Origin of the sequence: Rhodococcus sp. LB1 (assembly GCF_001583455.1) — a bacterium.
Lineage (GTDB): Bacteria > Actinomycetota > Actinomycetes > Mycobacteriales > Mycobacteriaceae > Rhodococcus_F > Rhodococcus_F opacus.
Genome location: NZ_LTCZ01000003.1, coordinates 20,794 through 36,979, shown reverse-complemented (window position 1 = coordinate 36,979; position 16,186 = coordinate 20,794). Strand labels below are relative to the sequence as shown.

Here is a 16,186-nt window from a genome sequence, read left to right as displayed (position 1 = left end):
CAGCCGACCCGTGCCTCTGGTATGTATTTCGCATGACACGAACCATCGTTGCGCTGTTGATCCCTGCCGCCCTGCTGCTCGGGGCATGCAGTTCCGAATCGACCACCACCGAGGCCGCGTCCCCGGCGAGCGCAACGATCGAGGCCACCGAGGCATCCTCCGCAGACCTGCCCGCTGTCGCGGACCTGTGCAAGGGCCTGCTCCAGTACGCGAACGGCGCGGAGGCTCGCGCACAGCAGGGCGGCGAGACCTTCGACCGCACGAAGGCCCTCGACGACCTGTTCACCCAGTCGGCCGAGACGCCGGAGTGGAAGGACGCCCCGCAGGAGCGCAAGGACCAGATGATCCAGGCCTACGACGCCGCCAAGACCGGGGCCTGCTGACCCGGCTCGGCATCGAGGACCGGAACTGTCCTCAATCCTTCGTAGCGTGCTCGGTATGACCGAGACGACGAAGACCATCCGTCCGTTTCGCATCGACATCGCGCAGGAGCAACTCGACGATCTCGCCGATCGTCTCGCGCGCACCCGGTTCGGCACACCTCTCCCGGGTGACGACTGGGCGAGCGGTGTGCCCACGTCGTACCTGGTCGAACTCGTCACGTACTGGCGCGACGAGTTCGACTGGCGTGCGCAGGAGAAATCGCTCAACACCATCCCGCAGTTCGTGACCGAGATCGACGGGCAGAACATCCACTTCCTCCATGTGCGCTCACCCGAACCGGACGCATTGCCCCTCGTCCTCACCCATGGCTGGCCGGGTTCGTTCGTCGAGTTCCTCGACGTGCTCGGGCCCCTCACCGACCCCGCAGCGCACGGGGGCAACCCCGCCGACGCGTTCCACGTGGTCGTGCCGTCGCTGCCCGGATTCGGATTCTCCGGACCGGTCCGCGAATCGGACTGGGACACTCACCGTATCGCCACGGCGTGGACTGATCTGATGAGCCGGCTCGGCTACCACCGCTACGGGGTCCAGGGCGGCGACATCGGTGCGGACGTCTCGCCCGAGGTCGCACGAATCGCCCGGGACGCTGTGGTCGGGGTGCACATCAACGGCAATGTCGGGGTTCCGTTCCACGAACTGGACGAGGCGGAGCAGGCCAGTCTGTCACCGCTGGAGCAGGACCGCCTGGACCGGGTGTCCCGGTTCATGTCCGAGGAGTTCGGCTACATCTCCATTCAGTCCACGAGACCCGCGACTCTCGGTGCCGCGCTTGCCGACTCGCCGGTGGGTCAACTGGCCTGGATCGTCGACAAGTTCCGCGAGTGGACGTATCCCCGCGAGGCGCTCCCCCACGACGTCGTCGGCATCGACCGGCTTCTCACCGACGTCATGCTGTACTGACTCACCGACACCGCGTCTTCGTCCGCGTATGTCGGCTACACGCAGGAATCATCCTGGGGCACCGCTAAATCCGCGTCCGCGATCCCGACCGCGGTCATCGTCTTCGCCCACGACGTCGGCATCCGTCGCTACGCCGAACAGGAACACGCGATCACGCGGTGGACCGACGTCGAGGACCGTGGCGGTCACTTCGCCGCACTCGAAGAGCCCGAGACCCTGACCGCGGACATCCGGGAGTTCTTCGCCGGACTCCGCTGAGCGGAACACGACGAACTCGCCGGCCCCGGCAGCGGGACCCGCGAGTTCGTGGACGGTGTTGCGTCAGTTGCCGATACCGGCAACCTCCTGGGCGATGCCGGCCAGTCGTGTCTGGGCCGCGGAGACCACGCCCTGACGGTCCTTGTGGGCTTCCTCGTAGGCGACGATGGTGCGCACGTCGGACGGATCGGTCAGTTCCTTGACCGCGGCGACGGCCTGGGACACGTTGAGGTCGTCGTAGTCGGCGATCGGGAGTTCGTCCGCCTCCAGGACACCGCCGGCGGTGCGTGCGGAGTGAATCGCGTCGGCGATTCCCTCGGCGCCTTCGTTGCGAGTGACCTGCTCGGCCGTTTCGAGGGCGGCGTCACGCGAGGCGGCGAGCGTCTTCACCGCGACGTCGCCCGCGTGGGCGCCTCGCCCGAGCAACGCGCTCAGCATCGGCGGGGTGGTGCGGGCCGTGTCGAGAGCACGGTCGATGCCGCGCGCGGACCACGAGACGGGGACGTTGATCAGCCGGATCGTGGCGCCGGTCGCCGCCTGGAACGGGGTGCGTCGCAGGGCTGCCGGTCCACCGAGTGCCTCCTCCGCGAGCACGGTGGTCAACCAGTCGACGGTCGCTGCGTGCGCGGTGACCAGCCGATCGGCCAACCGGACGACGTCCTGCTTCCCGGCTGCGGTCGCGAGGGCCTTCACGTACCGCGCCCGGTCGAGCAGCTGATGTTCGAGGGCGAGGTCGCCGAGCAGGGCCTCGTCGAACGGCTGCGCCTGCTCCGCCATCGCCTTCAGCGCCGCTGCCAGCCGGCCGATCAGCGGGCCGACGATCTCCGGCACTCCCCCGAGATCGCGGATCGCGCGTTCGATCGCCTCTGCGCGGAGGCGTCCGTTCTCGGCGTTCTCGGTCAGTTCTCGGCGCACGGCCTCGGTGCGCGCCTGCGCGACGCGGGTTTCGGCAACCTGGATTTCGGTGTTGGTCAGATCGAGTACGGCGTGCAGCTGGGTGATCAGTGTGGGGACGGTGGTGATGGTCATAGCGTGTCCTTCCGGTTCGTGGGGTGCGATCAGATCAGGCTGGAGATGAGATACGCAGCGAGTAGGACTCCGACCAGAACGGCCGCAGCGGTGACGGCCGCGAGGACCGCCGATCCGGTGACGGACATCGCGGGCACGGCGGCAACGAGCGCGGCGACGAGCGCGGTCCCGAGCGAGAAACGACGGTCGGGCTCGTCCTGCTCGTTCTTCGCGTGCCGGGGAGCGTGGGTGCGGAGTGCATTGTGGGCAAGGGTCATGGTTCGATTTCCCGTCTGGAGTCGAATGCGGACCAGAGTCGGGACTACACGAGGGGGCGTTTCGCCGGACGACGCTGTCGGCGCCTTCGTGCAGAGCCCGGGTGTCGCGATTTACAGCGGTAGCGCGCTGACGACATCGACTGCGCGGGCAGTGTCGGATTCGGCCATTGCGTGTTCTCTCCCTGCCGCAACGTCACATGCTCGTATGCGTGCGGCTCGTCCGGGTCGTCAACTTATCTGCTCTGGCTGATACAGATTTCATCTTATCTACTCAGCAGTAAAGTTCAACCCTTCCGAGCAAGAGAATCGGCCGAGGCGCACATGGCGACACTCTGAAGCCGCCGGGACCTGCGCAGATGGCACATTTTTCACGGGCCCAGTGCTCGAGAGGACCGGAGGCGGACACCGACGTCGACCCGAAAATCGGTCGAACCCTGTCACCCGACGGATCACTCTCCGGCCGCGCCGCCCTCCGACCCTTCCAACCGGGACGCCAGATCCGCATTCTCGGATTCGAGCGCGAGAATCCTCTGAATGCCCTGGACGTTCACTCCGTCCTCCATGAGCTGCGCTATGCGCGCCAACCTGACCAGATCGTCATCGCTGTATCTACGGGTGCCGCCGCTGGTCCGGGCAGGGGTCAGCAATCCGCGACGCTCGTACAGCCGCAGAGTCTGCGGGCCGATGCCCGTCAACTCCGACGTCACCGCAATTCCGTAGACGCCGCGACATGAGCGGGGTAAGGCGTCGATGGTCACAACAGGCTCCCTTCTGCTTAAGGAACACCTGATATTAACAAACGAATGAAACGAATCTGCAACAGGAGATATAGATTTTGCGTATTCCGTTCAGCACGCGCCCTCGGCTGCGGCGAGGACCAGGACCGGGTGACGTAATCTCGGATCCGAACCGAACACGAACCGAGGCCGCCCTGGCAGGGTTCGTGGAGGTGTCGTGGCCGCGAGTGCCACGGCCTCTGCGCCAGAGACGAGAAGACCGGTGCCCCGCACTCAGGAACACGCAGATCGTTACCGCGACGCCCTCACTGCGCTCGCCGCGGCGACCCAGCGACCGGCAAATGTCGTCAACACCGGTGCGGGCTACGCGATCCGGGTCGATTTCGAGTACAACCGCTACCTTCTCGCATCCAACGCCGCCGACGGACTGACCGACGCCGCCGAGGACACGTCCGAATGGCGGGTCAGCCTCTATCAGGGCGTTACCGACGGAACTTCCGACGAACTGCTGGCCGCCGCCGAGCACGCATGGCTGGTCGACGCGTTCGACCTGGCGTTCGCCGACATCCGGGCCGGGGGCAAATGGCAGTCGGCCGACGCATCGTTCGACGAGTTCAATCCCACCAACGACCCGTCCACCAGGTGAGCCGGTAAGAGCAACTCAGGCGCGACCCGGGACCTCGGACTGCACGAGCAGCTCGAGCTCGGCGTTGCGCGCCGCGAGGATCGCGTTCTCGGCTTCGAGCTGAAGGATCTGACCGATTCCGATCAGATTGACACCGGCCGCGACGAGCTCGGTGATCTTCTGGAGGCGCGCGACATCGTCCTCGCTGTACCGGCGTGTTCCACCGCCCGTGCGAGTCGGTGTGATCAACCCTCGCCGCTCGTACAAGCGCAGCGTCTGCGGCCCGATACCCGTCAGCTCCGACGTTACCGAGATCCCGTACACACCCCGCTGCGAACGAAGCGGCACATGAGAGGACGTCACCGGATCTCCCTTCTTCTCAGGGCGCATCAATCCTATCAAGCTCCGGACGACACAATGTGCCGCAGGGGGGACAGGTTCGCTTCGCTGTGCACGCACTGCCGTCCCGCTGTTCCGCCGCACAGTTCTCGGCGGCCCGGAGGGCCACGCGGCCTCATCTGATTTCCTCCGGGTCCAGTTCTCCGTCCGGCGATCAACGCTCCCGAGCAGCAATCTTGCCGATTCCGCTTGAACTTCCTGCGCTATGACTGTAGAACAAATCTATATCCTTCAACGCAGATAAGTTCTCACCACGAGGTGGGAGCCAAGGAGAACCGATGACCACACACAACCCGCAGAACGCTCCGCACGACGGAGAAGTCCTCGTTCTCGGCGCAGGCAGCGGCGGAGCGATCGCTGGCGGCCTGATCGCCACGCTGGCCCTCAGCGCGCTCACTCTCCTCTCGTCCCTACCGACCTGACACCCGGCCCGGCCACCTCTTCCACACCGACCCTTCACACCCGACAGGACACAGCGCTCATGCCCGCCAGCTCCACATCCCACGCTTCCGCCACCACTACCGCCTCGCGCGGCGGAGCAACGATGAGCACCGAGGAAATCAAGGCCCGGATCGAGGCGATGTTCGCCGACGAGGCCACCGACACCTCCCCCGCACTCGTCGAATAGCGACACCATTGCCGATGCCGGCAGGTCAGAGAAGGGCAGAGCCATGAATGTGTCCACCCAGCTCGTCGCACCATCCTGCGAAATCCGTCGCATCCCCGCGAGGACGACGCCGACGCATCGCACGAAGCCTGCGGCAGAGGTCGCAGTAGAAGACCGACGGCTGGAACGCCCGGAGGCCGCGCGCCGCGAGCGCGACCAATACCGTGACGTGCCCGCGCAGTGCGAGGCCATCGGCAGGCTCGCCGCCTCCGACCCCCGCCGCGAAGTGTTGCGCCAGCGGCTGATCGAACGTTGCCTGCCGCTCGCCGAACACATCGCCCGGCGTTTCCACGGTCGCGGAGAACCGCTCGACGACCTGATCCAGGTCGCCCGCCTCGGCCTGGTCAAGGCAGTCGACCGGTTCGACGCCCGCTGTGGAGCGAACTTCGTGTCCTACGCCGTCCCGACCATCACCGGCGAAGTCCGCAGGCACTTCCGCGACACGGGCTGGGCCATGCGCGTCCCGCGCAGCATGCAGGAACTGCACCTCTCCCTCACCAACGCGACGACCGAACTGACCACCACGCTCGGACGCGCCCCGACGGCGAGCGAACTGGCCGAGACCCTCGGGATCGACAAGGACGAAGTCGTCCAGGGGCTCCGAGTCGCCGACGCCTACAGCACCCTCTCCGTGGACTTCCCGCTCGGCGAGAACGAACGCCCCCTGTCGGAGACGATCGGCGACGTCGACCCGGCCCTCGCACACGTCGAGGACCACGTGGTCCTCGCACCTCTGCTGGAATCACTTCCCGACCTCGAACGCACCGTGCTGGTCCTGCGCTTCTTCGGCAACATGACCCAGTCGCAGATCGCCGCGCGGGTGGGTGTCTCACAGATGCAGGTATCCCGGCTCCTGACCAAGACGCTGGCGAACCTGCGCGGAAAACTCGCCGACGTCGGCGGTCAGATGCTCTCGTAGTCGGCCAGGAAGTCCTCCCACGTCCGCTTGCCCGTCGCTGCGACGTCGAGTGACAGGTTCGCGCCCTCCCGGTACGCGCGGCCGGCCTTTCCCGGCATCCGCACCGGCATCGTCAGCCGATGCCTTCCGGTCGCCTGCAGGTATCCGCGAATCAGATCGGCCATCCCGTACACAGTCGGCCCGGGCAGGTCGGGAACCAGGCCGGCCGGTGCCCCGAGCGTCAGTTCCACCAGGCGCGCCGCGACCTCCCCCGAATCGACCGGCTGGAACCGCAGTCCGCCCGGGACCGGAATCACCGGCAGTTTCACCATCTTCTGCAGCATGGTCAGCACCAGGTCGTGGAACTGGGCCGCGCGCAGCGTCGTCCACGGCACACCCGACTCGGCCACCGCTCGTTCCGCGGCCAGCTTGGATCCGAACCAGCCGAGCGGGACGCCGTCGGCGCCGATCACCGAGATGTACACGAGGTGCTGCACCCCGGCGCGCGAGGCGGCCTCCACCAGGTTCCGCGTCGCGACCTCGTCACCCTTGGGTCCGCCCGCCAAGTGCAGAACGGTCTCGACCCTCTCCAGCGCAGGCTCTATTCCCTTGCCCTCGAACAAGTCACCGGCCAGGTACTCGACGCCGTCGCCGGGCTCGCGGCCGTGCCTGCTGAGAACCCGCACATCCCGGCCCGCTGCCCGCAGCAGTGGGACGACCTGACGTCCGAGCGTGCCCGTACCGCCGGTGATCAGAATGGGTGATGTCATGATCTCTCCAGATTCGTTGGATGCGGGACTCGGTTTCCCGGTCTCGGCAGCTGGTTTTCGGTGGATCTACTGCTAAGACACGCGGCGAGGAAGGAATGTGACACGGTGGACGACTGCGATCGGCTGACGGAGCGTTTCGAGGAACACCGGCCCCGGCTGCGGGCCGTCGCGTACCGGATGCTGGGCTCGGTGACCGAAGCCGACGACGCCGTCCAGGAGGCGTGGCTGCGCATGAACCGCGCCGACACCGGCGACGTGGACAATCTCGAGGCGTGGCTGACCACCGTGGTGTCGCGGGTGTGCCTGAACGTGCTGCGCTCACGCGAGCAGCGGCGCGAGGAACCTCTCGACGTGCAGGCGCACGACCCGGTCGTCGGTCACGAGGACGGTGGCGACCCCGAACACGAAGCGGTGCTGGCCGACTCGGTCGGGCTGGCACTGCTCGTGGTGCTCGACACGCTGACCCCGGCCGAGCGGCTCGCGTTCGTGCTGCACGACATGTTCGACGTGCCCTTCGACGACGTCGCCCCCATCGTGGGCCGCTCCTCCCCGGCGGTTCGGCAGCTCGCCAGCCGCGCCCGCCGACGGGTGAAAGGAGTCTCGCCGGCACCGGCCACGGCGGATCTGGAACGCCAGCGCCGCGTCGTCGACGCCTATCTGGCCGCGACCCGCGGCGGCGACTTCGACGCGCTGGTCGCCCTGCTCGATCCGGATGTGGTGCTCCGCGCCGATCCGGCTGTCGGCCCCACCCCGGCGCCTCTCGTGATCCGGGGTGCTCGCGTCGTGGCCAGGGGCGCGCTCGCCTCCTCGGAACGGGCCCGGTTCACCCAGGTCGCCCTGGTGAACGGGGCGGTCGGGCTCGTGATGGCTCTCCGCGGGCGGTTGCACCTGGTGCTGAAGTTCACGATCGCCGACGGCAGCATCACCGAGATCGACGTCATCGCGGAACCCGATCGCGTCCGCCGACTCGATCTCGCGGTTCTCGGTGACTGACGGGACCCCGGTCACCCGTACAGGGTGATGACCCTGCGCGCCCCGACCCGCAGCATGGAGGTGGCCGACACTGCCGGGAGAGGGGCGCGAACGTGACTACTGCCTCGGACGACGACGCCCCACCCCAGAGCGCAGCCGCGCCGTCGCCGTTCCCGCCCATCGCCGACTACGCCTTCCTCTCGAACTGTCACACCGGGGCGCTGATCGCGCCGGACGGTTCCGTCGACTGGCTGTGCGTGCCCCGGTTCGACTCGCCCAGCGTGTTCGGTTCCCTCCTCGACCGCGAGGCCGGGATGTTCCGGATCGGCCCGTTCGGGCTCAACGTTCCGGCATCCCGGCAGTACGAGCCGGGAAGCAACACCATTTCGGCGGTGTGGAACACGCCGACCGGCTGGGTGACCGTGCGCAGTGCACTGACGATGGGTCCGAGCCGCGGCGAGGACACGATCACTCCCCACACACGGCCGCCTGCAGACGAGGACGCCGATCACATGCTGGTCCGCACGGTCACCTGCCTCGACGGCACTGTGGAGGTGGAGTTGGTGTGCGAGCCCGTGTTCGACTACGGGAGAACACCGGCGGAGTGGGTTCTCGTGGACGGCGATCGGCACACCGCCGACGCGAGCGGCGCGGGGCGGACCCTACGCCTGCAGACGGACATGGCGCTCGGCATCGAGGGTGGGCGGGTGCGCGCCCGGCACGTGCTCGAGAAGGGTGAAACCCTCTACTGCGCGCTGTCGTGGGCGGCGGAACTCGCCGCACCGGAAACGGCGGAAGAGGCTGTCGCGCAACTCGATGCAACCTCGGTTTTCTGGCGGCGCTGGTTCAGCCACGCACGTTTTCCCGACCACCGGTGGCGGGAGGCGATTCAGCGGTCCGCCCTCACCATCAAGGGACTCACGTACATGCCGACCGGCGCCACCGTTGCTGCCCTCACCACGTCCCTGCCGGAAACTCCCGGTGGCGAACGTAATTGGGACTACCGGTACACGTGGATGCGGGACTCCACGTTCACCCTGCAGGCTCTGCACTATCTGAACCTGGACTGGGAGGCCGACGAATTCATGCAGTTCATCGCCGACCTCGAGTCGAACGGCGATGGCGCACTGCAGATCATGTACGGGATCGACGGCGCCCGCGACCTGACGGAGTCGACCCGCGACGACCTGTCCGGCTACGCGGGCGCGCGTCCGGTGCGCATCGGCAACGGCGCGTTCGACCAGCGGCAGAACGACGTGTTCGGCGCCGTCCTCGACTCGATCCTGTTGCACACGGTGCGCAGCAAGCGCCTCCCCCGCCGGCTGTGGCCGCTCGTGCAGCAGCAGGCGACGTGCGCGTCCGCGGTATGGCGCAACCCCGATCAGGGGATCTGGGAGGCTCGCGGCGCACCGCAGCACTACGTGTCGTCGAAGCTGATGTGCTGGGTGGCACTCGACCGCGCGTCGAAGATCGCGGGCATCCGCGGCGATCGCTCGGCCGAGGAAACCTGGCGCGCCACAGCCGAAGAGATCCGCGCTGACATCCTCGGGCACGGGGTGAAGAACGGGGTTCTGCGCCAGCACTACGACACCGAGGCGCTGGACGCGTCGACCCTGCTCGCCGCGGTCTTCGGTTTCCTTCCCCGCGGGGACGCCCGCCTGCGCGCCACCGTCGACGCCATCGCGAACGATCTCACCGAAGACGGATTCGTCCTGCGTTACCGCACCGGCGAAACCGACGACGGGTTGTCGGGCAAGGAAGGCAGTTTCCTGATCTGCTCGTTCTGGCTGGTGTCGGCACTGACCGTGGTCGAACAGGTGCAGGAGGCAACCGATTTGATGGAGCGGTTGGTCAGCGTGTCCTCTCCCCTGGGGCTGTACGCCGAGGAGTTCGACACGAGCACCGGCCGTCATCTCGGCAATTTTCCGCAGGCGTTCTCCCACCTCGCGCTGATCGAGGCCGCGGGGCGCATCATCCTGCACGAACGGATGCGGGAACTGATGTGAGCCGAGGCGGGCCACCACGTCCCGTCACCGTAGGCTGAGATCGTGTCCCGAGCAGAGTCGAATCGGACGTACAGCGGCCAACCGGTTGCGGAACGTCGCGTAGCCCGCCGGGCACGGTTCCTCGACTCCGCCCTGTCCGTCTTCGCGGAGAAGACGTACGCCCACAGTTCGATCAGCGACATCTGCGCCCACGCCGGACTGTCGCGTCGCCAGTTCTACGAGGAGTTCGGCAGCCGCGAGGACATCCTCCTCGCGCTCTACGACACGATTCAGGACGAGGCCCGCGATGCGGTGCTCGCCGCGAACGACCGGGCGCCCTCGCGCGATCCCCGGACCGTCGCCGGCACCGTCATGACGGCCTACATCGAATCGGTCGGCACGGACGAGCGGCGGGCCAGGATCATCTTCGTGGAGGTGGTCGGCGCGGGCCCCCGGGTGGAGCAGTACCGCCTCGCGCGCCGCACGCAGTGGGCCGAACTCTTCGAAGCGGTCACCCGCACGATCGACGGTGGTGTCGTCGACCCGCCCGAGCGGTTCGCGATGGTGTCGATCGCCTTCATCGGGGCGGTCAACGATCTCGCCCATCACTGGAGCACCGCCTCCCCCAGACCGTCCGCGTCGGTCCTGGTGGACGTTCTGAGCACGATGCTCATCGCGCTTGTCACCGACCAGACCTGAGCCGAACTTACTCGCGAGTATTGCGATACCCGTCACACCTGATCTATGGTCTGCACTCAAAGTGAGACATAGACGTCTCACTTCGGCCGGGGAGGACCACATGATCGGAACGAGAACGCTACGACGTCGAATGCTGCTGGTGGGAGCGATGGTGGTGGCCGCACAACTCGCCGTCGCCACGCCGTCGGTCGGGGCTCCCACCGACGGCGGAACGTCGGTGGACGTGCAGCCGGCCCCTACCGTTCCCGCCTGGCCCGAGGCCGACCGGGGTTTCTACGAACCGCCTGCGAACGTGGTCGCGGCGGCCGAGCCGGGCGAGATCATCGCCGCCCGCGAAGTGCACCTGGCGAACCTGTCGGTGCTTCCGGTGAACGTCGACGCGTGGCAGCTGTCGTTTCGCTCCAACAATTCGCGGGACGAGGCGATCCCTGCGGTCGCGACGGTCATCAAGCCCCGGGGCACGATCGACGGCGTCCGCAATCTGCTCTCGCTCCAGCCGGCGGAGGACTCCCTCGGCAAGTACTGCGCCGCCTCGTACGCACTGCAGCAGTGGTCCGTGCCCGCGCCGTTGACCGGTCAGATCGTCGCACCGCTGCAGTTCCTCGAGGCGCAGGCCGCCCTCGCCCAGGGATGGGCCGTCGTGATGCCGGATCACCAGGGCCCGAACGCCGCGTATGCGGCCGGGCCCCTCGCGGGCCGCATCACCCTGGACGGGATCCGCGCGGCGGAGAACTTCGACCCACTGGGCCTGACGGGCCGGCAGACTCCGGTCGGGTTGATGGGCTACTCCGGAGGCGCGATCGCGACGGGTCACGCCGCCGAACTCCACGCGAGCCACGCACCGGACCTGAACATCGTCGGCGCGGCCGAGGGCGGCATCCCGGCCGATCTCGGCGCCCTCGTCGATCTCGCGGACGACAACCTGGGCGCGGGAATCGTGCTGGGCGGCGTGTTCGGTGTGAGCCGCGACTATCCCGAGCTCGCGGAGTATCTCGGCACGCACTTGGACCCACTCGGCAAGCAGCTTCTCGCCGCCAAGAGCAACCTCTGCGTCAGCTATCAGTCGGCGCTGCTGCCGTTCGCGAACCTGAGGGGCCTGTTCGACAGCCCGAGCGGCGACCCACTCCGCGATCCGGTGGTCGAGTCGGTACTCGACCGGACCAAGATGGGTCACCGGGTCCCGGACGTCCCGATGTTCATGTACCAGGCGAACCCGGACTGGCTGGTGCCGGTCGGGCCCGTCGACAGACTGGTCGACACTTACTGCGAGGACCCGAATGCCCGGGTGACGTACACCCGCGACCACGCCAGCGAGCACCTGTCCCTCGAACCGGTCGCAGCCGCGAGCGCCCTGATGTGGCTGCGGGACCGGTTCGCCGGGGTGCCCGCCGACGCCGGATGCATCACCCACGACGTGGGATCGATGGCCCTCGACCAGGTGACGTGGCCGGTGTGGTCGTCGATCGTCGGCGACACGATCGCGAGCCTGCTCGGTCAGCCGATCGGCACGTGAGGGCGCGGTCCGATCAGAGGTCGCCGACACCGGCGAGCAGTCTGCGCGCCCCCTCGTGGAGGCGGTCCCGGACGGTGGCGACGCTGATCTGCATCGTGTCCGCCACTTCGTCGCAGGACAGTCCCCGGTAATACACGAGGGCCAGTGTCTCCCGTTCGAGGGCGGGCAGCGCTTCCACCGCGACCAGTACCGCCGACCTGCACGAATTCACTTGCATGCACTCATCGTCAATGACCGGCGGGGTCGGAGACAGGGACCCCAGGGTGACGAACTGCCCACCCAGGGGTGAGCATGCGGGAAACACAGAGGGCCACCTTCCCGGGGGAAGGTGGCCCTCTGTGTGCGGAGGTAATTCCGCGGTGGAGCCTCCTGTCAGGATTGAACTGACGACCGCTCGCTTACAAGGCGAGTGCTCTACCACTGAGCTAAGGAGGCGGACACGCGCGCCCATCATATCCATTGCAGGAACGTCGGCTACTTCCGCCCACATTGGATAGCGTTGGAGCCATGAGTACCTCGGAGATCGCCACTGTCCTCGCTTGGCACGACGCCCTCAACTCCGGCGACATCGACACTCTGCTGTCCCTGTCGAGCGACGACATCGAGATGGGTGGGCCGAAAGGCGCCACCCAGGGCCTGGCGGCGCTGCGGGAATGGGCGTCTACCGCGGGCATCACGCTGATTCCGCAGCGAATGTATTACTACGACGGGGTGCTGGTGGTCGAACAGCAGGCCAGGTGGGCCACGGACCCCGAGGAGACGCGTATCCTTGCCTCTGCATTCCGTGTCGTCCACGATCAGGTCATCTCCACGTTCCGCCACGAGACACTCGAGTCTGCACTCTCCGCCACCGATTTGACCGAGAAAGATCTTGTCTCCGACACGTAGTATGGCCAAGCTCACAGAATCCCTCCAACGTCTCACAGGCGACCGTCGCGCAACGGTCGATGCGGTCACCGCTGCACCCACACCGCTGCAGCCGATCGACCTCACCGACGACGCGGTGGTCGCCGAAGTACTCGACCTCGCCGTGCGAGTCGGTGAAGTGCTCCTCGCGTCCGGCACCGGTGCGATGGACACCGCCGAGCAGGTGCAGTTCATCGCCGCCACGTACGGCCTCGCCCAGTGCGATGTGGATGTCACGTACAACTCCATCGTGCTGTCCGCGTACCGCGGGCCGACCCTCCCGCCGGCGAGCACGATGCGGATAGTGCACTACCGCTCGATGGACTTCACCCGCCTCGCGGCGGTGGACCGGCTCACGCGGCGGATCCGCCGGGAGGCCGTCACCCCCAGCGAGGCGCACGAGGCCCTGACCGCGGTCACCACGGCGCCGCACCCGTACAACCGCTGGATCGCGACGCTCGCCTGGGCGTCGATGGCCGCGTCGGTCTCCGTGTTGATGGGTGGTGGGGTGCTGGTCGCATCGGTCGCCTTCCTGACGACGATGGTGATCTACCGAGTCAACCGCGTCCTCAACCGCATCGGTCTGCCGTTCTTCTTCCAGCAGGTGGCGGGCGGTCTGGTGGCGGCGACCCCGGCGGCGACGCTCTATACGTTCCAGGATCAGCTGGGTGTCGAGATCAGACCCTCGCAGATCATTTCGGCCGGTGTGGTGGTGCTGTTGTCCGGGTTGTCGCTGGTCGGTTCCGTGCAGGATGCCATCACGGGAGCACCGATCACGGCGGCGGCGCGATTCTTCGAAGTGGTCATGATGACCGGCGGCATCATCGCCGGTGTGGCCATCTCGTTGCGTCTGACCGGTGTGCTGGGTTCGACCCTGCCACCCGTCAACGTCGAGATCACGGAACTCGTGCAACTACCCGTCCTGGTGATGTCGGGCGCTTTCGCGTCGATGTTCTATGCATTGGCCTGTTACGCCGAGCAGCGCGCCCTCACGGCCGCGTGGTTCGGTGGCGCGGCCGGCGCCCTGGTCTACATGGTGGCGCACCAGTTCGGCATCGGCCCCATCATCGGTTCGGCACTCGCCGCCACAGTGGTCGGTTTCGCCGGTGGTCTGATGGCCCGCCGCGCGCTCACGCCGCCGCTGGTCGTCGTGGTGGCGGGTATCACGCCACTGCTGCCGGGTCTGTCTCTGTATCGGGGCCTCTACGCCCTGCTCAACAACGAGGTGGTGATCGGACTCAGCTCGCTGCTGGCGGCGTTCGGTATCGGTTGCGCACTCGCGGCGGGCGTCACGCTCGGCGAGTGGATCGCCCGGACCCTGCGGAGGCCGCGCATCCTGCGTCGCACAGACGAAATCCGCCGCCCCGTCTTCAAGACGAGGCGGCGGAAGCCGGTCGAAACACACACACAGAAGGCGGCCTGAGGCACTTTCAGGTGACGGCCTCTCGGCCGTCTGCCGGGTACGACCGCCGGTGTCTCACCGGACGGTCGTCCCGGCACATCGTCGCCGAAACGCGGCGCCGGGGAGGTCAGCTCTTGTCGACGCTGTGCCGTCCGCCCGACTTCTCGTCGGCCTCCATGGCCTCACGCAGGCTCTTCGGCCGCATGTCGGTCCAGTTCTTCTCCACGTACTCGAGGCACGCGGCCCGGCTTTCCTCGCCGAAAACTACGCGCCAGCCTGCCGGCACCTCAGAGAACGTGGGCCACAGTGAGTGCTGGTCCTCATCGTTCACCAGCACGTAGAAGCGGCCTTCTTCGTCATCGAATGGATTGGTGCTCATCTCGCCTCGCTTGTCGCATACGTGTCCTGTGCGTTCACACTAGCAAGCGTGCCGTTGCGGCCACGCCTTGTTACGACAGATGTAACGATCTCTCCCGCCCGCACGGCAACGTTCGACAGGAGCGACGACGTGATTCCGTGCGTTTTCTCCGTGCCGCCCTGCAGATAGATTCCCGCTGTGACGTCCTGTGAAACCGCCAATCTGTAATCTCGGCCCACTTCACGCGGCGGGTGGGTCTTCGGCGCGAGATCGCCGAGCAGAGGCTCGAGGGGTGCGGGGGTGAAACCGGTGGCCAGAATCAGTGCGTCGCAAGCGAGAGTGTCGGTGAGGCCGTCCACACCGCTGCGGACAGCCACCTCGATTCCGTCCGAAGTCTCGTCGACGGCAATGATCTCCGACGCGCGGCGCATGAACAGGCGGCGACGCCCCCGCACGCGTTCCTGGTATTCGGTCGCGTAGAGCTCGTTGATGAGCTCGATGTCGACCACCGAATAGTTAGTACTCCTATGGACATCCAGCAATCGCAGACGCTCCGCCTCCGGGGCACCGTGCAGATCGTCCACCGCCTCCGGATCGAAGATGCGGTTGGCGTACGGACTGTCGTCCGCCGGGCTGTACCCGTACCGCGAGAAGACGCTGTGGACTTCGGCTTCGGGGTAGTTTCCGTGCAGGTACTGCACGATCTCGGCGGCACTCTGGCCTGCCCCGAGGACGACGAACCGATGGTGGACCGGAGCCGGCATCTCGCCGAGCCGGAACAGGAACTGGTGGTTGTGGAAGCACCGCGCAGAGGGGTTGGCCCACTCGGGGATTCGTTCCCGCAGACCGGCGCCCATCACGACGTTGCGCGCGATCACCGTGCTGCCGTCGGCGGCGCGGACCTCGAAACGGTCGATCACCCCGTCGTCGCCGCGGATTCCGCGCACGGTCTCCACCGCGGTGCCGTATCGCACGTCGGCGTCCACTCGGCGTGCCGCCCACTGCAGATAGTCGTGAAACTCGTGGCGAGTCGGAAAGAAGGTCTGGTGATTGACGAAGTCGACGAGGCGACCCTGGTCGAAAAGGTAATTGAAGAAGGTGAATGCGCTTCGCGGATTCCGGAACGTCACCAGGTCCTTCGGAAACGCGATCTGCATCGTCGCGCCGTCGAGAAGCATCCCGGGATGCCACCCGAATCGATCCTGCTTCTCGATGAACTGCGCGCTGATCCGCTCGCGCGGGGGGCACTCCGCATTGTGTTCCTCGATGGCAATGGCCAGGGCGAGGTTAGCGGGACCGAATCCGACACCCACGACATCTCGCACTGGGAGATCTGTACCGACCGTTTCCGGCGATTCACTCATAGC

19 protein-coding genes, 1 tRNA gene and 1 pseudogene are annotated in these 16,186 nt (G+C 67.0%); 12 read left to right on the top strand and 9 right to left on the bottom strand.

From position 1 onward, the window contains the following. Window positions 1-32 precede the first annotated feature (32 nt). Window positions 33-383, top strand: coding sequence for a hypothetical protein (locus AZG88_RS00420; protein WP_005244501.1), 351 nt, complete (start codon window positions 33-35; stop codon window positions 381-383). Between the two features lie 76 nt (window positions 384-459). Further along, window positions 460-1,602: pseudogene (locus tag AZG88_RS51385) on the top strand (epoxide hydrolase family protein). A 63-nt stretch (window positions 1,603-1,665) separates the two neighbouring features. Here AZG88_RS51385 and AZG88_RS00410 read toward each other — a convergent pair. From AZG88_RS00410 to AZG88_RS00400, 3 genes are all read right to left on the bottom strand, one after another. Next, entirely contained in the window at window positions 1,666-2,631 is a 966-nt protein-coding gene (locus tag AZG88_RS00410) for a hypothetical protein (protein WP_005244503.1), read from the bottom strand. 29 nt (window positions 2,632-2,660) lie between these two features. Continuing rightward, the gene (locus AZG88_RS00405; RefSeq protein WP_005244504.1) at window positions 2,661-2,888 is read right to left on the bottom strand and encodes a hypothetical protein; all 228 of its coding nucleotides are present in this window, start codon (window positions 2,886-2,888) and stop codon (window positions 2,661-2,663) included. 449 nt (window positions 2,889-3,337) lie between these two features. After that, window positions 3,338-3,646 (bottom strand): MerR family transcriptional regulator, encoded by a 309-nt coding sequence (locus AZG88_RS00400; RefSeq protein ID WP_005244505.1) that lies wholly within the window; start codon window positions 3,644-3,646, stop codon window positions 3,338-3,340. 241 nt (window positions 3,647-3,887) lie between these two features. Between AZG88_RS00400 and AZG88_RS00395 the strand changes: the two genes are divergently transcribed. Next, a complete protein-coding gene (locus AZG88_RS00395) occupies window positions 3,888-4,271 on the top strand; it encodes a hypothetical protein (protein WP_005244506.1) in 384 nt (127 codons plus the stop codon). A gap of 15 nt (window positions 4,272-4,286) precedes the next feature. Here the strand turns inward: AZG88_RS00395 and AZG88_RS00390 are convergent, their stop codons facing one another. After that, window positions 4,287-4,640: a MerR family transcriptional regulator gene (locus AZG88_RS00390; RefSeq protein WP_043943643.1), complete on the bottom strand. Its 354-nt coding sequence runs from the start codon at window positions 4,638-4,640 to the stop codon at window positions 4,287-4,289. A gap of 287 nt (window positions 4,641-4,927) precedes the next feature. On the opposite strand from AZG88_RS00390, the gene AZG88_RS52415 reads away from it, so the two are divergent. The 3 genes from AZG88_RS52415 to AZG88_RS00385 are packed head-to-tail and all read left to right on the top strand — an operon-like array spanning window position 4,928 to window position 6,235. Beyond that, window positions 4,928-5,071 carry a hypothetical protein gene (locus tag AZG88_RS52415; RefSeq protein WP_016883983.1) on the top strand — a complete coding sequence of 48 codons (144 nt, stop codon included), beginning with the start codon at window positions 4,928-4,930 and terminating at the stop codon, window positions 5,069-5,071. A gap of 59 nt (window positions 5,072-5,130) precedes the next feature. Then, window positions 5,131-5,277 (top strand): hypothetical protein, encoded by a 147-nt coding sequence (locus AZG88_RS52410; protein WP_167344068.1) that lies wholly within the window; start codon window positions 5,131-5,133, stop codon window positions 5,275-5,277. Between the two features lie 43 nt (window positions 5,278-5,320). Further along, a complete protein-coding gene (locus tag AZG88_RS00385; RefSeq protein WP_025431837.1) occupies window positions 5,321-6,235 on the top strand; it encodes a SigB/SigF/SigG family RNA polymerase sigma factor in 915 nt (304 codons plus the stop codon). Here AZG88_RS00385 and AZG88_RS00380 read toward each other — a convergent pair. Continuing rightward, window positions 6,220-6,984 carry an SDR family oxidoreductase gene (locus tag AZG88_RS00380; protein ID WP_005244509.1) on the bottom strand — a complete coding sequence of 255 codons (765 nt, stop codon included), beginning with the start codon at window positions 6,982-6,984 and terminating at the stop codon, window positions 6,220-6,222. The genes AZG88_RS00385 and AZG88_RS00380 overlap by 16 nt on opposite strands. A 105-nt stretch (window positions 6,985-7,089) precedes the next feature. On the opposite strand from AZG88_RS00380, the gene AZG88_RS00375 reads away from it, so the two are divergent. The 4 genes from AZG88_RS00375 (at window position 7,090) to AZG88_RS00360 (ending at window position 12,153) form a co-directional block, all read left to right on the top strand. Further along, window positions 7,090-7,977, top strand: a complete 888-nt coding sequence (locus AZG88_RS00375) for a sigma-70 family RNA polymerase sigma factor (RefSeq protein WP_005244510.1) — start codon at window positions 7,090-7,092, stop codon at window positions 7,975-7,977. A gap of 92 nt (window positions 7,978-8,069) precedes the next feature. Beyond that, window positions 8,070-9,962: a glycoside hydrolase family 15 protein gene (locus tag AZG88_RS00370; RefSeq protein ID WP_005244511.1), complete on the top strand. Its 1,893-nt coding sequence runs from the start codon at window positions 8,070-8,072 to the stop codon at window positions 9,960-9,962. A gap of 42 nt (window positions 9,963-10,004) precedes the next feature. Further along, window positions 10,005-10,640, top strand: coding sequence for a TetR/AcrR family transcriptional regulator (locus AZG88_RS00365; protein WP_005244512.1), 636 nt, complete (start codon window positions 10,005-10,007; stop codon window positions 10,638-10,640). Between the two features lie 100 nt (window positions 10,641-10,740). After that, window positions 10,741-12,153 carry a lipase family protein gene (locus tag AZG88_RS00360; RefSeq protein WP_061696773.1) on the top strand — a complete coding sequence of 471 codons (1,413 nt, stop codon included), beginning with the start codon at window positions 10,741-10,743 and terminating at the stop codon, window positions 12,151-12,153. 13 nt (window positions 12,154-12,166) lie between these two features. On the opposite strand, the gene AZG88_RS00355 is transcribed toward AZG88_RS00360, so the two are convergent. Together AZG88_RS00355 and AZG88_RS00350 are read right to left on the bottom strand one after the other, a co-directional pair. Continuing rightward, window positions 12,167-12,370, bottom strand: a complete 204-nt coding sequence (locus AZG88_RS00355; RefSeq protein WP_061696772.1) for an RNA polymerase sigma factor — start codon at window positions 12,368-12,370, stop codon at window positions 12,167-12,169. Window positions 12,371-12,513: 143 nt separating this feature from the next. Next, window positions 12,514-12,588: transfer RNA gene (locus AZG88_RS00350), tRNA-Thr, on the bottom strand. 72 nt (window positions 12,589-12,660) lie between these two features. Between AZG88_RS00350 and AZG88_RS00345 the strand changes: the two genes are divergently transcribed. Together AZG88_RS00345 and AZG88_RS00340 are read left to right on the top strand one after the other, a co-directional pair. After that, on the top strand, window positions 12,661-13,041 hold the full coding sequence (locus AZG88_RS00345; RefSeq protein ID WP_061042248.1) for a nuclear transport factor 2 family protein: 381 nt from the start codon (window positions 12,661-12,663) through the stop codon (window positions 13,039-13,041). 1 nt (window position 13,042) lies between these two features. Beyond that, window positions 13,043-14,482 (top strand): threonine/serine ThrE exporter family protein, encoded by a 1,440-nt coding sequence (locus tag AZG88_RS00340; RefSeq protein ID WP_025431836.1) that lies wholly within the window; start codon window positions 13,043-13,045, stop codon window positions 14,480-14,482. 106 nt (window positions 14,483-14,588) lie between these two features. Here the strand turns inward: AZG88_RS00340 and AZG88_RS00335 are convergent, their stop codons facing one another. Beyond that, on the bottom strand, window positions 14,589-14,840 hold the full coding sequence (locus AZG88_RS00335; RefSeq protein WP_005244517.1) for an MbtH family protein: 252 nt from the start codon (window positions 14,838-14,840) through the stop codon (window positions 14,589-14,591). Further along, the gene (locus AZG88_RS00330; protein WP_061696771.1) at window positions 14,837-16,183 is read right to left on the bottom strand and encodes a lysine N(6)-hydroxylase/L-ornithine N(5)-oxygenase family protein; all 1,347 of its coding nucleotides are present in this window, start codon (window positions 16,181-16,183) and stop codon (window positions 14,837-14,839) included. Before AZG88_RS00330 ends, AZG88_RS00335 begins: the two co-directional genes overlap by 4 nt. Window positions 16,184-16,186 lie beyond the last annotated feature (3 nt).

Bases quoted from the DNA above. Each gene is read 5' to 3' on its own strand.
- AZG88_RS00420 (WP_005244501.1), top strand. From the start codon at position 33: ATGACACGAACCATCGTTGCGCTGTTGATCCCTGCCGCCCTGCTGCTC.
- AZG88_RS00410 (WP_005244503.1), bottom strand. From the start codon at position 2,631: ATGACCATCACCACCGTCCCCACACTGATCACCCAGCTGCACGCCGTA.
- AZG88_RS00340 (WP_025431836.1), top strand. From the start codon at position 13,043: ATGGCCAAGCTCACAGAATCCCTCCAACGTCTCACAGGCGACCGTCGC.
- AZG88_RS00380 (WP_005244509.1), bottom strand. From the start codon at position 6,984: ATGACATCACCCATTCTGATCACCGGCGGTACGGGCACGCTCGGACGT.
- AZG88_RS00360 (WP_061696773.1), top strand. From the start codon at position 10,741: ATGATCGGAACGAGAACGCTACGACGTCGAATGCTGCTGGTGGGAGCG.
- AZG88_RS00335 (WP_005244517.1), bottom strand. From the start codon at position 14,840: ATGAGCACCAATCCATTCGATGACGAAGAAGGCCGCTTCTACGTGCTG.
- AZG88_RS00330 (WP_061696771.1), bottom strand. From the start codon at position 16,183: ATGAGTGAATCGCCGGAAACGGTCGGTACAGATCTCCCAGTGCGAGAT.
- AZG88_RS00385 (WP_025431837.1), top strand. From the start codon at position 5,321: ATGAATGTGTCCACCCAGCTCGTCGCACCATCCTGCGAAATCCGTCGC.
- AZG88_RS00345 (WP_061042248.1), top strand. From the start codon at position 12,661: ATGAGTACCTCGGAGATCGCCACTGTCCTCGCTTGGCACGACGCCCTC.
- AZG88_RS52410 (WP_167344068.1), top strand. From the start codon at position 5,131: ATGCCCGCCAGCTCCACATCCCACGCTTCCGCCACCACTACCGCCTCG.
- AZG88_RS52415 (WP_016883983.1), top strand. From the start codon at position 4,928: ATGACCACACACAACCCGCAGAACGCTCCGCACGACGGAGAAGTCCTC.
- AZG88_RS00405 (WP_005244504.1), bottom strand. From the start codon at position 2,888: ATGACCCTTGCCCACAATGCACTCCGCACCCACGCTCCCCGGCACGCG.
- AZG88_RS00355 (WP_061696772.1), bottom strand. From the start codon at position 12,370: ATGCAAGTGAATTCGTGCAGGTCGGCGGTACTGGTCGCGGTGGAAGCG.
- AZG88_RS00390 (WP_043943643.1), bottom strand. From the start codon at position 4,640: ATGCGCCCTGAGAAGAAGGGAGATCCGGTGACGTCCTCTCATGTGCCG.